Origin of the sequence: Paenibacillus soyae (assembly GCF_024623455.1) — a bacterium.
Classification (GTDB): domain Bacteria; phylum Bacillota; class Bacilli; order Paenibacillales; family Paenibacillaceae; genus Pristimantibacillus; species Pristimantibacillus soyae.
This window is the reverse complement of record NZ_JANIPJ010000003.1, coordinates 258,230-272,322: the sequence shown is the minus strand read 5'-3', so window position 1 is coordinate 272,322 and position 14,093 is coordinate 258,230. Positions and strand designations below refer to the sequence as shown.

Annotated in this window: 14 protein-coding genes; 8 read left to right on the top strand and 6 right to left on the bottom strand. The window is 56.0% G+C overall.

Going from position 1 to position 14,093, the window contains the following annotated elements; genetic code table 11:
- Positions 1–651: 651 nt before the first annotated feature.
- The gene (locus NQZ67_RS06450; RefSeq protein ID WP_257443880.1) at positions 652–2,406 is read left to right on the top strand and encodes a class I adenylate-forming enzyme family protein; all 1,755 of its coding nucleotides are present in this window, start codon (positions 652–654) and stop codon (positions 2,404–2,406) included.
- Positions 2,406–3,494, top strand: coding sequence for an acyltransferase family protein (locus tag NQZ67_RS06445; protein WP_257443878.1), 1,089 nt, complete (start codon positions 2,406–2,408; stop codon positions 3,492–3,494). The genes NQZ67_RS06450 and NQZ67_RS06445 overlap by 1 nt, the downstream gene beginning before the upstream one ends.
- 74 nt (positions 3,495–3,568) lie before the next feature.
- Here NQZ67_RS06445 and NQZ67_RS30300 read toward each other — a convergent pair whose 3' ends face one another.
- The 3 genes from NQZ67_RS30300 to NQZ67_RS06425 all read right to left on the bottom strand — a co-directional run bounded on the left by NQZ67_RS30300 (position 3,569) and on the right by NQZ67_RS06425 (position 5,198).
- Complete coding sequence (locus NQZ67_RS30300; RefSeq protein ID WP_306812728.1) at positions 3,569–4,429, bottom strand: DUF4358 domain-containing protein; 861 nt, start codon at positions 4,427–4,429, stop codon at positions 3,569–3,571.
- An 83-nt stretch (positions 4,430–4,512) separates the two neighbouring features.
- A complete protein-coding gene (locus tag NQZ67_RS06430; protein WP_257443877.1) occupies positions 4,513–4,758 on the bottom strand; it encodes a hypothetical protein in 246 nt (81 codons plus the stop codon).
- A 32-nt stretch (positions 4,759–4,790) separates the two neighbouring features.
- Positions 4,791–5,198 (bottom strand): GNAT family N-acetyltransferase, encoded by a 408-nt coding sequence (locus tag NQZ67_RS06425; protein ID WP_257443875.1) that lies wholly within the window; start codon positions 5,196–5,198, stop codon positions 4,791–4,793.
- A gap of 247 nt (positions 5,199–5,445) precedes the next feature.
- Between NQZ67_RS06425 and NQZ67_RS06420 the strand changes: the two genes are divergently transcribed.
- Complete coding sequence (locus NQZ67_RS06420; protein ID WP_257443874.1) at positions 5,446–5,955, top strand: CYTH domain-containing protein; 510 nt, start codon at positions 5,446–5,448, stop codon at positions 5,953–5,955.
- A gap of 88 nt (positions 5,956–6,043) precedes the next feature.
- Positions 6,044–6,832 carry an AAA family ATPase gene (locus tag NQZ67_RS06415; protein WP_257443873.1) on the top strand — a complete coding sequence of 263 codons (789 nt, stop codon included), beginning with the start codon at positions 6,044–6,046 and terminating at the stop codon, positions 6,830–6,832.
- 131 nt (positions 6,833–6,963) lie between these two features.
- Here the strand turns inward: NQZ67_RS06415 and NQZ67_RS06410 are convergent, their stop codons facing one another.
- On the bottom strand, positions 6,964–8,319 hold the full coding sequence (locus NQZ67_RS06410; RefSeq protein ID WP_257443872.1) for a DUF5808 domain-containing protein: 1,356 nt from the start codon (positions 8,317–8,319) through the stop codon (positions 6,964–6,966).
- 129 nt (positions 8,320–8,448) lie between these two features.
- On the opposite strand from NQZ67_RS06410, the gene NQZ67_RS06405 reads away from it, so the two are divergent.
- Positions 8,449–9,441: a Gfo/Idh/MocA family protein gene (locus NQZ67_RS06405; RefSeq protein ID WP_257443871.1), complete on the top strand. Its 993-nt coding sequence runs from the start codon at positions 8,449–8,451 to the stop codon at positions 9,439–9,441.
- Positions 9,442–9,473: 32 nt separating this feature from the next.
- Here the strand turns inward: NQZ67_RS06405 and NQZ67_RS06400 are convergent, their stop codons facing one another.
- Together NQZ67_RS06400 and NQZ67_RS06395 are read right to left on the bottom strand one after the other, a co-directional pair.
- Positions 9,474–9,614 carry a hypothetical protein gene (locus tag NQZ67_RS06400; RefSeq protein ID WP_257443869.1) on the bottom strand — a complete coding sequence of 47 codons (141 nt, stop codon included), beginning with the start codon at positions 9,612–9,614 and terminating at the stop codon, positions 9,474–9,476.
- A gap of 81 nt (positions 9,615–9,695) precedes the next feature.
- The gene (locus tag NQZ67_RS06395; protein WP_257443868.1) at positions 9,696–10,670 is read right to left on the bottom strand and encodes an aldo/keto reductase; all 975 of its coding nucleotides are present in this window, start codon (positions 10,668–10,670) and stop codon (positions 9,696–9,698) included.
- A 124-nt stretch (positions 10,671–10,794) separates the two neighbouring features.
- Between NQZ67_RS06395 and lplA the strand changes: the two genes are divergently transcribed.
- From lplA to NQZ67_RS06380, 3 genes are all read left to right on the top strand, one after another.
- Entirely contained in the window at positions 10,795–11,787 is a 993-nt protein-coding gene (gene lplA / locus NQZ67_RS06390; RefSeq protein WP_257443866.1) for a lipoate--protein ligase, read from the top strand.
- A 48-nt stretch (positions 11,788–11,835) separates the two neighbouring features.
- A complete protein-coding gene (locus NQZ67_RS06385) occupies positions 11,836–12,600 on the top strand; it encodes a stalk domain-containing protein (RefSeq protein ID WP_257443865.1) in 765 nt (254 codons plus the stop codon).
- A gap of 145 nt (positions 12,601–12,745) precedes the next feature.
- Positions 12,746–13,918: an MFS transporter gene (locus NQZ67_RS06380; protein WP_257443860.1), complete on the top strand. Its 1,173-nt coding sequence runs from the start codon at positions 12,746–12,748 to the stop codon at positions 13,916–13,918.
- Positions 13,919–14,093: the final 175 nt, after the last annotated feature.

Here is a 14,093-nt window from a genome sequence, read left to right as displayed (position 1 = left end):
GTTGCTCAAACTTCCGCTTAATCGAAATTTTGCTTATTACCACAAAAAGACAGGGGAATTGGTCGGTATGGATGGTATACACCACGAGCATTTTCATTTCAAAGACAATAATAGTATTTGAGCTAACGAAGGAACGTTACTGCAGTCGGTCCCCTTTGAATGCCATTGTTCGCTGAATGCCGATCTAGACGGAACTCACAGACGTTATTCCCCCATTTTTCGGCTATATGGATCTATTAACGGAACCGAGCGCTGCTATTTGCACCATTATTGTGATGGACAAGGGCTATTCGAATGAATAAGGGCCTATGGTTCCGTTAGAAAACCATAAACGAGATTTTAAGGGCAGATAAGGTCTGTGAGTTCCGTTTAGCCGATAAAATCTTCGGAAGCTGCTTTAAAACTTATTTTGCAGAAGCTGACTGACGATTCTTCGATTCAAAAACTCGCTAAATCAACATATCCAGTCTAATACTTTATTTTCGCTATACAGTTGGAAGTGATGATATCCTTGCTGTAAAAATGTTCTTTATTAAGAACAAATGCGGTGATATAGTAGGAGGGGAGTATTTAATAAAGAACGCTCAAGGAGCAGGGCTCCTTCTTACGAAGGGATTCCAGCTTCTGTACACGGTTCTCGGGGGTTAGAGAATGAATGGGTTAACAGGGTTGCAGGCGGATTCGGTCCCGTATTTGCTTCAGGAGCGCGCGCGGCGTTATCCCCGGCATACGGCTTACGTCTTTCCGGAATGGGACCAAAGGTATACGTGGCGCAAGGTTTGGCAAGAAGTGCTGCCGCTCGCCCAAGGCCTGGTGGAGCGAGGCATACGGAAGGGCGACAAAATCGCGTTCCTGATGACGGGACGGATGGAGCTGATCGTCGCCATGTATGCCGCGGCCTGCGTAGGCGCGGTGCTCGTCCCGATCAACGCGTATTCCAAGAAAGACGAGCTCGCCGGTTATTTGAAGGAAGCGGAGGCATCCATGCTGATCATCGGCGTGGACGGTCATCGGCAGCATTACCCGTCGATGCTGCGACAGCTTGTCGACGAGAATGGGCCCGAGGCGGAATGGCTGACGTCCGCCATTTATGTCGTTGGGGGCTCCGCCGGAGATCGGCAGGGCTTTCGGCCCTATTCGGAGCTGCCAGCTTCCCGCCCCCCGTCCGATCAGCTGATCCAAGCTTTACGGAACGTAACGGGACAAGATCCGCTAGTTCTGCTGTTTACCTCCGGCACGCTTGGCGTCCCGAAAGCGGTGCTGCGCACGACAGCTTCATTTTTTGTTCCCGCCAAAGACGAGGATAAGCCGAAGAGCTGGTTCGGCGCGGCCGCGGATGCGCTAGGCGCCAGGGTGATGCAGGCGTTCAAGATGCTGAACCTGCTGCCGCTGTACCATATGGGCGGTTTCGGGACGATACTAACTAATCTGAAAGCGATCAAAGTGCCGACGGTCATGCTAAGCCGCTTCCATCCGATCGAAGCGCTGTCGTTGATCGAGTCGGAGCGATGCAAAATCGTGGTCGGCACCCCTTACATGATGCAGCGAATGGTGTCCTCTCCCGAACGGTCCGGGTATGATCTGACTTCGCTGCTCGGCGCGGCGTTTACGTCCGCTGCCGTAACCCCTGCCATTCTCGAGCAAGTAACGGGAGGGCTTCGTTTGCAGTTTTTCACGGTTAGCTATGGTTCATCCGAGGCAGGTGCCGTCGCGAACGGAACATGTATCCGCAAGGAGCATTTAAGGGGAGTTCTGATCCCGCTGCTGTTCCGGTTATTCGAGCGGACGAACCTGCTTGGCGGTCTGATCGAATACGGCCAATTCATGAAAGAAAGCTCCAGTCTAGCCGGGAAGGTCGAATCCAGCGTCGAGATCCGCGTCGTGGACCCCGTCACGGGCGAAGAGCTGCCGGCGGGAGGGCAAGGGGAAATCTGCATTCGCGGCCACCGGGTCATGCGTTATACGAACGCGGACGCCGAACGGCCGGTGTTCACGGAGGACGGCTGGTACCGGTCCGGCGATCTTGGCTGGCTGAACGAAAAGCGCGAGCTTACGATCGCGGGCCGCATCCATCGGATCATCTCCCGTGGAGGCGAAAAAATTTCGCCAACCGAAATCGAAGCCGTCATTATGCAGCATGGGGACGTGGAGGATGCGTTCGTCATCGGCGTGCCGGACGGCATGTACGGCGAGGAGATCTGCGCCTGCGTCGTGCCGAGGCGAGGGAGCGGCTTGACGGCGGAGCGATTAAAGGCGGACTTGGCGCCTTCGTTATCGGCCTTTAAGCTGCCTCGGGATTTTCTGTTTCTTCCGCAGCTTCCGCTGTCTCCCACCGGCAAAATATCCGTCGCCGAGATGAGGAAGCTCGCGCTGCAACAATTCGGCGATTTGAGGAGACATGCCTAGTGCGTAAATTTTATCCGGGCATCACGGTTTTCAAATTCGCCGGCGCCCTGCTCGTTTTGTTCGCGCATGCCATGTATTTCTCCTACATGACCAACGAGACGCCGAGCGAGCTGGCTTCGTTCGCGGCTCTGGCCTCGCGGGTTGTCGTGCCGTGCTTCTATGCGATCGCAGGATTTCTAGCTTACAAAGGCTGGACCCATGCCGAACGTCCGGGTGCTTACGTGCGGCGCTATATGCTGCGAATCGGAATACTGTACGGCTGTTTCTGCTTGCTGTTCGCCGCGCAGCACATCATTCCCGCGCTTGTCTCCGGCGGCTTCACGGTCGGCAATCTCGTCCTGCAGGGAAAAATATTGTTTATGGTGGTTTTTGTGAGCGGGCCCTATGTGCATCTGTGGTTCATTCCGCCGCTGTTATTCGGGATTGCCTCCTCGTATTGGCTCCTCAGGAAGGGAAATGCGAGGGTGGCGGCGCTGCTTATTCTTGCGGGATATTCGCTTTGCCAGTTCACCTCCGGCAGCCTCCGGTTCGTGTTCGAGGGCGGGATGGACGGCTTCCTGGGTGTTAGGCTGGAGCATTGGAACTACGCGGATCTCGCGATCACGAACCATATCGGCTTCGGCCTCACGTTCGTTTTCGCGGGGGCGCTGGCGGCCCGTTACGAGGAATGGTTCCTTGCTCTCCGTGCGGGGCGCTGGACGATAATCGCTCTGGCCTTGGCCGCGGCCGAGGTGGGGCTGCTGCTTGCCGTTTCGGAGTGGACAACGGAATACAAGCTCATCTTCTCGATTTTGCCGCTGACTTTGCTGTTGTTCCGAGGCGTTCTGCGAATCCGGAGCCGATTTGCGACGATCTACCATCGGACGCTCAGCCTGTTCAGCGTCGTTACGTATATCTCCCATATCTTGTTCATGCAAGCAAACCGTTTCCTGTTCGGGTGGGAGCTGGGGGCGATGGCGTTCAGCGAGCATGCCCTGCAGTTCGCGCTGACCTTGGCGGAGTGCACGCTTCTGACTTATGCGATAATCCGCTGGACCCGGCGCACAGCGGATGCCCGGCGTTCGGCGGAAGTCGCGCATAGCGCTTGACGGAATCGGAAATAAAAAAGGCTGTTCCCGATTATCATGATGGACCATGATGGGGAATAGCCTTTTTGCATGCTTTATTTAAGTGAAGCTTCAAACGCGGCCTTAATGGCTGCTTGATCTTCCGAGATGGACAGAAGCACGTAGGTGCCGCTGCGCAATATTTGATAGTTTTTGGCGGCTTCGTGCTGATCCGGCAGGTAAGTCGAGAACGACTCGATGATGTCCTCGGCGCGCTTCGTCAGACCTTCCTTCACGGCATCGTAATGCTTCTCGTCCTTCAGCTTCACGATGACGAGCTCGGTCGCTTTGACGTTCATCATCGCTTGGCGGAACACGCCTTCCGTGATGTAATCGTCAGGATTAAAATAATACATATCCTCAACTTGCTCGCCTGTTACGGCGATCGTCATAGGCAGCTCGACGTCGGCCAAAATTTTGTCTACGATGTCGGACGTCGTGACGTCAGCCGAAGGCGCAGGCGTCGCCGCCGGCTTCTCGGACGGCTTGGCTGTCGGCTTCGCGCTTGGCGCGGCGGTTGCCGGTTTGTTCGTTGGCTTGGTTGATGGTTTGGCGGTTGGCTTTGCCGTCGGCTTTACGGAAGGCTTCGCCGTCGGCTTGGCGCTCGGCTGGGCACTAGGCTTGGCCGATGGTTTGGCCGTAGGCTCGACTGCCGCCTCTTCCGAAGCGGCGGGCGTTTCGCTTGCTGCCGCATCAGCAGACGGCTCTGCGCTTGCGCTTGCTTCGGCGGAAGGACTAGGCGACGCATCCGATCCGGCGTCGGCTGTTTCGGTTGGAGCAGGGCTGGCGGACTCCGCCGGCTCGCTGCCGCCCGCGCCGCTGTTGTTTTCATTATTGCTGCTGCAGCCTGCCGCGAATACGGACAGCGCAACGGTGATGGCAGCGATCGTTCGTAACCATTTGTTGTTGTGCATCATGCTTCTGTCTCTCTCCTTGGTCATATGAAGTCGAACACTAGACGGACGTGCCCTTCATAAGGTTGCAAGGAGGAGGGGATTGGTTATTTCTTGCGGCGCTTCCGCAATCCGACTATAAGCGCGAAGAGTCCGAAGACCGCAACGGCTTCTAGTAGATATTGAATCCAGTTCCATTGATAATGTACGATCACAAACGTATTATTGCCTTGGCTAAACTGAGCGGGCTCCGCTAGAAGAAGCATCCCCCATACCCAGAAGAATCCGTAATCCAGTACGGCCGCTGCCGCTAAGGCAACAAGGATGCCGAGCAAAATTTGTTTTTTTGTCATTTCGAAAAAATTTCGATCCCCCTACGATCTTTTTAAAACAGTCTTTTAAAATAGCAATGCCTCATCTTTCCTCCGTACATGGGCCGGGTAAATTGAAGGGAGAAGCCTGCGCGCTCCAAATTGTTCATGCTGGGGTAATTCTCGGGGTGAACCGTAGAATACAAGTACAGGTATTGCCGCTCCCGGGCCCGTTGCTCGCGCAGCTCGTGGAAGAGTCTCTGCAGCCCAAGGCCGCGCGCCGATTCATGAACGACCGTCGAATCCAGTACGGCAACCCGGTGCAGCTCGCCATCGGGTACTCCGGATTCGAATCCGAGATTGGAGTCGGTCCTCCCCGGAAAGGCCAGCACGGAATAGGCGACTAAATCGCCTTGCCGAAAGGCTCCGTAGATTTCGCCTTTTTCCTCGACGTGTTCATGGAAGTATGCCTCATCATCCATGGCAAAAAGCTCCTGAGAGGGCAGCCGGGAGATCACCTCGAGCATGAGGGCAATAATCCGAGGGACATCCGAGCGGGATAAGCGGCGTATTTCCATTCCTTTGATTTTCATCATTTGTCTATTATAGCAGGCTGAACCAGCAGGCGGCATCCGTTTTTGCCTGAACGGACTACTGGGCAGGTTGAATCCTTTCGTTTAATTTGGTAGGTTGAAAGAACAATCGATACGCGAGGAGAAGTGGTTGATCGTGGGGATGGAAATCGAAAGAAAGTTTTTGCTGGAGCACTACCCGGAGTCGTTGATCGAGACGGGCGAGCTGGCTGTAAAATCGGAGCAGCGGATCGAGCAGACGTATCTAGCGATGGACGATAACGAGGAGCTTCGCATCCGCCGCATTGAGGACTTGGCAACGGGCGACGTGAGCTATACGCATACGTTCAAGAGGGGCAACGGGCTCGTGCGCGAGGAAGTTGAGTACGCGATTTCGGAATCCATCTACTCGCAGGTTGCCGCCGCATTCGGCTTCACTCCGCTTACGAAGAACAGGGTGACGGCCGATTGGTACGGCCGAACTATCGAGATCGATATCTACGATCAGGTTCAGCTGACGGTCCTTGAAGTCGAGTTCGCTTCGCTCGAAGAAGCGAATGCGTTCGCGGCCCCGTCCTGGTTCGGCGAGGACATCAGCTCGCAGAAGCGGTACAGCAACAAGACGGTATGGAAGCAGCTGCAAGGGGAGAAGTGGCTGGGCAAGTAAGCAAGCAGGGGCAGCCAAGAGCCAAAAGCAAATGCTTCCGAAGCGGTTTTGTTCCACTTCGTTACACAAAACTTGAGGAGGGTTGAAGGTGTCCATACACGAATCTAGCGGCTACTTGCGCAAAGTGGCGTTGCTGAGAGACAGCGTGCCTTCCTTCCGCCAGTACCCCTTCAACCTGCAGGCGGTGCGGGAGCTGGACGAGCTGAGCTTTCATCCGAAGGTGACGTACCTGATCGGGGAGAACGGCTCGGGCAAGTCGACGCTGATGGAGGCGCTGGCGGTGGCGCTCGGGTTCAACGCGGAGGGAGGCACGATCAACTTCACGTTCCAGACCGAGGCGACTCATTCGGAGCTCCATCAATATTTGAAGCCGGTCAAAGGGATGAGGAAGCCGAGGGACGGGTTCTTCTTCCGCGCGGAGAGCTATTACAATCTGGCGACGAACATTGATGCTTTGGACGGCGAGTCCTCGTACGGGGCATCTTCGCCTAGGCTTATCGACTCCTACGGAGGCAAGTCGCTCCACCAGCAGTCGCATGGCGAGTCGTTCTTCGCGACGTTCCTACACCGCTTCGGCGGGAACGGCCTCTATATCCTGGACGAGCCCGAGGCGGCGCTGTCGCCGTCGCGCCAGCTGGCGCTGCTCGCGCGCATGCACGACCTCATTCAGGATAACTCGCAGTTCATCATCGCCACGCACTCCCCGATTCTGATGGCGTACCCGGACTCCATCATTTACGAATTGACGGCGGACGGCATCCGCACGACGACATGGGAAGAGACGGAGCATTACGTGATCACCAAGCAGTTCCTGAACCACCCGGACCGCATGCTGCGCGACCTCCTTACGGACGATGACGATGACGATGACGATTAGACCGTCAGTCGGACAAGCCCTCGCTGACCGCGATAAGCAGAAAAAATCGTGCTGCAGTTCTTCGCCAACTCAAAAAAAGCGTTTCGTCAGCTGACCTTAACCCGTCAGCCTAACGAAACGCTTTTGTTCCTCTACTTGCCTGCCAGTCCCGTCCTGCCCGCAAGCTCCTCGTACAAAGCCCGCGTCTTCTCAGGATCCTCATCGTTGTAGACAATGTACAGCTCGTCCAGCTTCATGACGATGAAGGGAGGCGATTTTTTGAACACGTACAATTTGGCCGATTCGTCCAGCTCAGTCAGCTTGAAATTGCCTCGGGCATAGGTGGACGTCGCCATCCCGTTCGTTCGGAAGCCGGTCGGCACGGTGTCCTCGAGCGACAGCTCCCGAATGTCGGCGACTTCGAAGCTGTAGGGATATTCGGAGTTTTCGATCGTCACGACGCCTTCGTCGTCGACCAGCAGCTCCGGCGGCACCGAGTCGGCGCGCACGAGAATGACCGTCAGCGGAATGACGATTACGGCGATGATCGCGTAGACGATGTAGTGCATCACCTTGCCCGCTCTTGTCGCGAGATTGAAGGTCATGCCCCCGCCGATCCGCTTCATCACCCACACGGACGAATCCTCGGGATTGTGGTAATAGAGTCCGTGCCGCCAATGCTGGTCGTCATCGGACTCATAGCCTTTGCCGTCGGTGTCGCCGTACCGGTACTCCAGATCTTTGATGAGATGATGGACATAGAAGATGCCGAACAGCGGCACGAGCGACACCATCGCTATCCCTCCGAGCCACATGCCGAGACCGATCATCGTCCCTTCGGACAGCACATTGTAGGCGATCGTCGCATTCATAACCTCGAAGATGGCCAGCGTCAGCCAAAACATCGACCAATATCTTCTGGCGGCCTGCTGGATGGCGAGATTAGGAGCGGCGTTCCGGCTGTAAGCGCGCGGTTTGCCATGGGTGAACGAGAGCGAGATCAGCAGCGTGACGCCTGTCATGAGCAGCGCCGCCGCGCCGGTCAAGCGAAGCAGCGGATGGCCGTGCTGCAGGGAAAAAATCAGAAGCGGCACGCACATGAGCGCCGGCACAATGAACCAATACGGCGACCAGGGCTTCAGCCCGGACATGAACGCGATCTCTTTTTCGACCGATACGTACCGCTTCCCGCGCGCGAACCAGCCGTTATCCCGCTTGAGAACCGTCGCCTTGTGGTGGATGCGTTTAAATGGTACTGTGGAAGTGTATAGGACGCCTGCGAGCCAGATAAAAAAATAAATGTAAGCTAGAGAGAAGTAATCGCTTAAAGCCAGCAGCGGCACCAGCGAGACAAGCATGCCAAGCCCGTACCAGACATAAGCTTTGCGGAATTCCTTCCGCAGCGCCGCGAGCCGCTCGTCGCCAAGCGCCTCTTCGGGGAGCGTGACGCCGAACCAAAGGCCTTTCTTCGGTTTGGATTGCGACCAGAACAGAACCAGTATCGCCATACATATGAGTCCAGCGGGTATTAACAAAATGAGTGTGTCCACTGTTCTACCTCCAAATCTATCGCGCCTAGCGTTCTCGCCCAATATAATATAGTAGAATTACTTTGTCAAAGAGAAGGAGCAACCACCATGACAACCATCAGATTCGGCATCATCGGCACCAACTGGATTACGGAGCGTTTCCTCGTGGGCGCCAAACAACATAAGGAATTCGCCGCGACGGCCGTCTATTCCCGGACGGAAGAGAAAGCCGCGGAATTCGCCGCCAAGCACGACATTCCCCATCGGTTCACGGATATGGACGCGATGTTCGCGAGCGGAGAGATCGACGCGGTCTATATCGCGAGCCCGAACAGCTTGCATGCCCCGTATTCGATCGCGGCGATGAATCACGGCATTCACGTGCTGTGCGAGAAGCCTGCCGCTTCCAATGCCCGCGAGATGAGGGAAATGATAGAGACGGCCAAGCGAACGAACACGCTGCTCATGCAAGCGGTGAAGTCGACGCTTATGCCGGGATTCGCCGCGGTCCGCGACAATCTGGAGCGGATCGGGACCGTAAGAAGGTATTTTGCGAGCTACTGCCAATACTCCTCGCGTTACGATGCATATAAGGCCGGCCAAGTGCTGAACGCGTTCAAGCCGGAGCTGTCCAACGGATCGCTGATGGACATCGGCATTTATTGCATCTATCCGGCGGTGGCGCTGTTCGGCAGACCGACCTCCGTGAAGGCGCAAGGCTACATGCTGGAATCCGGCGTCGACGGCGAAGGCAGCCTGCTGCTGGGCTACGACAACATGGACGCGGTGCTGATGCATTCCAAAATTACGAATTCGTTTGTCCCGAACGAAATTCAGGGCGAGCTGGGCAATCTGTTCATCGACCGGATCAGCGAGCCTTCCAGCATCGAGCTGCGCCTGCGCGACGGCAGCGCCGAGGACTTGTCCCGTCCAACGATCGAGGAGAACATGTATTACGAGGCCGAAGAGTTTATCGGCCTGCTGAACAAGGGTCTTCGCGAATCGCCGACAAACTCGCACGAGGTGTCCCTCATCACGATGGAAATCATCGACGAAGCGAGAAGGCAGATCGGGCTGAAGTTCCCGGCGGACGAAGCATAGGCGAGGCGGCGGACGGGCGTGATGGATGGACTCTAATCTAACAACGCGCTCAACATGCCGAGGAAACTCGCAGGCGCGCGCTCGGAAATGCTGCGAACCTGCAGGATTTCCGTTTTCAAACGGCGCTGCAGAACGTGCAGCATCTGCTCACTAATCAGCTCTAATTGGCTCATAGCCCGCCAAATTCCAGAAGGAAGTGCAGCAATTTCGCCGGACGTCATCGTTCGAGCGGAGTTGCTGCACTTTTTGCATCTTTAACTCAACCGATAAATCGCAAAAGGCTCGCCCTCACGGAAGGGACGGCTGATCTCATCAAGCCGCGCAAGCGCCGCGTCGTCCAGCTTCAGCTCGACACTGGCTAAATTCGCCTGCACCTGCTCGGCGCGGGTCGCGCCGACGATCACGGTCGATACGGCGGGCTGCTTCATCAGCCATGCGAGCGATAAGGCGCTGGCCGTGCTTCCAAGCTCTCCGGCGAGCTCGTTAACCTGCCGAGACAAAGCGATCGTCTTGTCGCCGAGGAACCGGCGGAAGCCGGGATCGGTATCCGCGCGCGAGCCGGACGGAGCGTCATCGGCCGCGGCGTACTTGCCGGTCAAGATACCGCCGGCCAGCGGGAAATACGGGATGATGCCGAGCCCTTGATCCAGGCACATCGGTATCAGTTCGCGCTCCGGCGTACGGTCCGCCAGGGAGTAGCTCGTCTGCATAGAGACGTACCGGTTCAGCCCGAGCCGGTCGCTGATGCCGACCGCCTTCATGAGCTCCCACGCGTAATAGTTGGATGCTCCGATATAGCGCACTTTGCCTGCGCGCACCATGTCGTCCAGCGTACGCAGCGTCTCCTCGAGCGGCGTCTCCGGATCGAATGTATGGATCTGATAGAGATCGACGTAGTCGGTTTGAAGACGCTTCAGGCTCGCATCCAGCTCGGCCATCAGGTGACGGCGCGAGGAGCCGCGCTCGTAAGGCCCTGCCCCGCGCGGCAGTCCCGCTTTGGTCGTGAGCACGACCTCGTGTCGCCTTCCTCTGAGCGCCTCCCCGATTATGCGCTCCGATTCCGTGCCCGCATAGATGTTCGCCGTATCGATGAACGTAATGCCCGCGTCGATGGCGGCATGAATGACCTCGATCGACGTTTTCTCATCCGCGCGCTTCCCGAACGCGTTCGTGCCGAGACCAAGCGCGGATACTTTCAGACCGCTATCTCCAAGCTTCCGAAATTCCATCAACTTCACTCCCCGTGTTTTTTTATCCATTGTACTCTTGTCCCGCGAACGATGCCAAGCAGTTGAACGACCGCCGCCCGCAAAGGTATAATCTTCCCAAGTACGATGACAAGGAGGAACCCGCATGCGATTCGTCAGCAATCAGGGCATAACCGATCCGGCGCTCAATCTGGCGCTTGAGGAATATATCCTTCGCTCCCTGCCGGGCGAAGACGATTATTTGCTTTTCTACATCAACGAACCGTCCATCATCATTGGCAAAAACCAAAACACCGTCGAAGAAATCAACGCGGAATACGTGAAGGAAAACAATCTTCATGTCGTGCGCAGACTTTCTGGCGGCGGAGCCGTGTATCACGATCTCGGCAACCTGAACTTCAGCTTTATCATGAAGGATGACGGCGGCTCCTTCCACAATTTCCGGAAGTTTACCGAGCCGGTCGTCCAGGCGCTGCGCAAGCTGGGCGTCGACGCGGAGCTGACGGGGCGGAACGATCTGCAGGTCGGCGAACGCAAGATCTCGGGCAATGCCCAATTCCACTCGAAGGGCAAAATGTTCAGCCACGGCACGCTTCTGTTCGATTCGGAAATCGAAAACGTCGTATCCGCCCTTAAGGTGAACGCGGAGAAATACGTCTCGAAATCAACGAAATCGATTCGGAGCCGCGTGGCGAACATTTCCGAATTCTTAAAGGAGCCGATGACGATCGAGCAGTTCCGCGAGGCGCTGCTGCGGTCGTTGTTCGACGGCGCCGACGACATTCCTTACTACGAGCTGAGCGAGCAGGATTGGGACAATGTCCGCAAGCTTGCGGACGAGCGGTATCGCAGCTGGGAGTGGAATTACGGGCGCTCGCCGGCCTTCAACGTGCAGCAGAAGCGGCGGATCGAAGGGGTCGGCACGTTCGACGTGCGCCTGCAGGTGGAAGAAGGCGTCATTACGGAAGCCGCGATCTTCGGCGATTACTTCGGCCGGGGCGACAGCGCGGAGGTCGCGGCGCAGCTCGCGGGCACGCGGTACGACGCGGCGGCGCTTCGCGAGCTGACGGACTCCCTCGACCTCGCGTATTATTTTGGCGCGATTACGAAGGAACAGTGGCTGGAGCTGCTGATGTAGCCTAGGTAGGGATTTCAAGCAACTAGGTAGAACGGGTGGAGGGGAACCATGCGTTTTCAGATTAAATCGTTTGCGCTCGGATTTGTTTGCTGTGCGCTGTTCGGCGCTGCGACCGCTTATGCGGCCGTAGGCTCGACGCAGATTGATGTATTTTTCAAAGACTTGAAATACATATTCAATGGGGAATCACAGCTTCCCGAGCCGGACAAGGAGGGCTTCATCTACAAAGGCACGACCTATGTTCCGATTCGGTTCGTCGGAGAAGCGCTGGGGAAAGAGGTCGGCTGGGACGAACTGACGGAGACGATACGCATTAGCGACGATCCCGGCGAATTTTCAATGGAGGATTTAAGCATTAAGGACGAATTGACGGGAACCGTCATTACGCTTGGAATGTCCAAGGAGGAAGTGGAGAGCAAGCTGTCTGCCGAGCCGGACATTAATATGGTTGGGCTGCACAATTATGACGGACTGCAGATCTTTTATCGGGACAATCAAGTGGTCGGTATGGTTGTTTCGGCTGATAATAACGAGACGAATCGATATCGGACGAATAGAGATATCGGTATTGGATTTGCGAAGGATCACGTATATCGGAAATATGGGAATGCTGTGGGGGATGAAGACGGCGAGGGTGCTGCTTACATTCTCCAAAGCAAAAACAGCGAGCTGAAAAAAGTCCCAAGCATCCTTCCATGGGAAATCAAGGGATCCTCGGATTATGTGTTGTCATTTTCATTTTTTGATAATACCAATCAAACGGTCCAATTTATTTCGATCGGCGATCATATTTTTACATATACAACGAGCTGAAAGTCGTTGACCAAGGAAAGGAGAGCCCCCATGCCTGTAACCAGACCCCCTTGCTAATCGTTAGCGCCATCCCGTGCCCCGCCAAGCAACTCGATTGAACATCGTAGATAGTTACGATCCAATCGAGAGGAGCCAATGAATAAGCATGCCTAACCTTTGGAAGCTGTATGCAATACGATTTTTTTACAATCTCATTCCGGCCTACGTGATCGAGAGGCTGTTCTGGGAAGAGAGAGGCATGACCATCCCGATGGTCGTTATGACGGAGATTTTGTTCGCCGTGACCATCGTGCTTCTCGAGGTGCCGACCGGGATCATCGCCGACAAGTGGGGCAGGAAGCGGATGATCGTCTTGTCCGCGTGTCTCGGCTGTCTCGAGTTTTTGATCCTGATCTTCTCGACGGAGTTTTGGCATTTCGCCCTGGTCGTCTTTCTCGCGGCGATCGGGAGCTCGGCTGCAAGCGGCGCGGAGAACGCGCTCCTATATGACTCTCTGCTGCAGGACAAGAGTGAAGCTCGCTTCGAAAAATATTTGGGCCGCTTGAACGCCGTCGATATCGTCTCGACGATGTTGGCCGCGCTAAGCGGCAGCCTGCTGGCGGGGAAATTCGGCTTCGAATTCAACTACTGGCTGTCCTTCGGCAGCATGATCGTCGCCTCCGTCCTGACGCTGCTGCTGAAGGAACCGAAGCTCCAAGCGGCGGATGAGGAGGAGCAAGCGATTCCGCTCCGGACCTATTGGACGGAGTCGATCCGATTTTTCCGGCTGAATCCGAGCGTGTACGTCGTCATGATGGCCGGCATGGCGATCGGCGCGGCCATCACGTATGTCGATGAATTCTGGCAGTTGTACCTGGAGAGGGTGCACATTCCGGTAGCGGCGTTCGGATTGTTTTCCGCCGGGCTGTTCGTCATCCGGTTGCCGGGCAATTTGCTGGCTTATAAGCTTAAGGACAGATTAAGCCTCCGGACGATCATCGTCACGGTTACGCTGCTCTCGGCGGCGGGCTACGCTTACGCGGCTTGGGCGAAGGACATAAGCGGCATTGCCGCGTTGTTCCTGGTCTGCTTGATCGCTGGAATCGTAGAGCCTCTCGCTTCGGGTTACCTGCATCACAGGATAGACTCGGCGATGCGCGCGACCATCGATTCCTTCCAGTCGCTCCTTCTGAACGCGGCGCTGATCGTCGTTGGGGCGGGCTTTGGCTACTTTGCCTCCAAGCTGGACCTCGTCGGAGGGTTTGCTTTTCTGGCGGCGTTTTGTTTGGCGTTTGCGGTGTATTTTGTACGAAGCTCAAATTTGGAGAAGGCGGTTTAGTTGAGTAAGGCGGTACAGGAGTTTTTGCTGTACCGCTTTTTTTGCGTACCCGGCCAGGCTAGGGAGAGCTTGCCGGTGCAAGTCCGGCCGAAGTAAGGGGAGTCCAGTCGCCCCGTAGATGACAGGCAATTGGTGGAGGAAGTATTCTACGGTCCAAAAGTGAAAGGTACTAGGT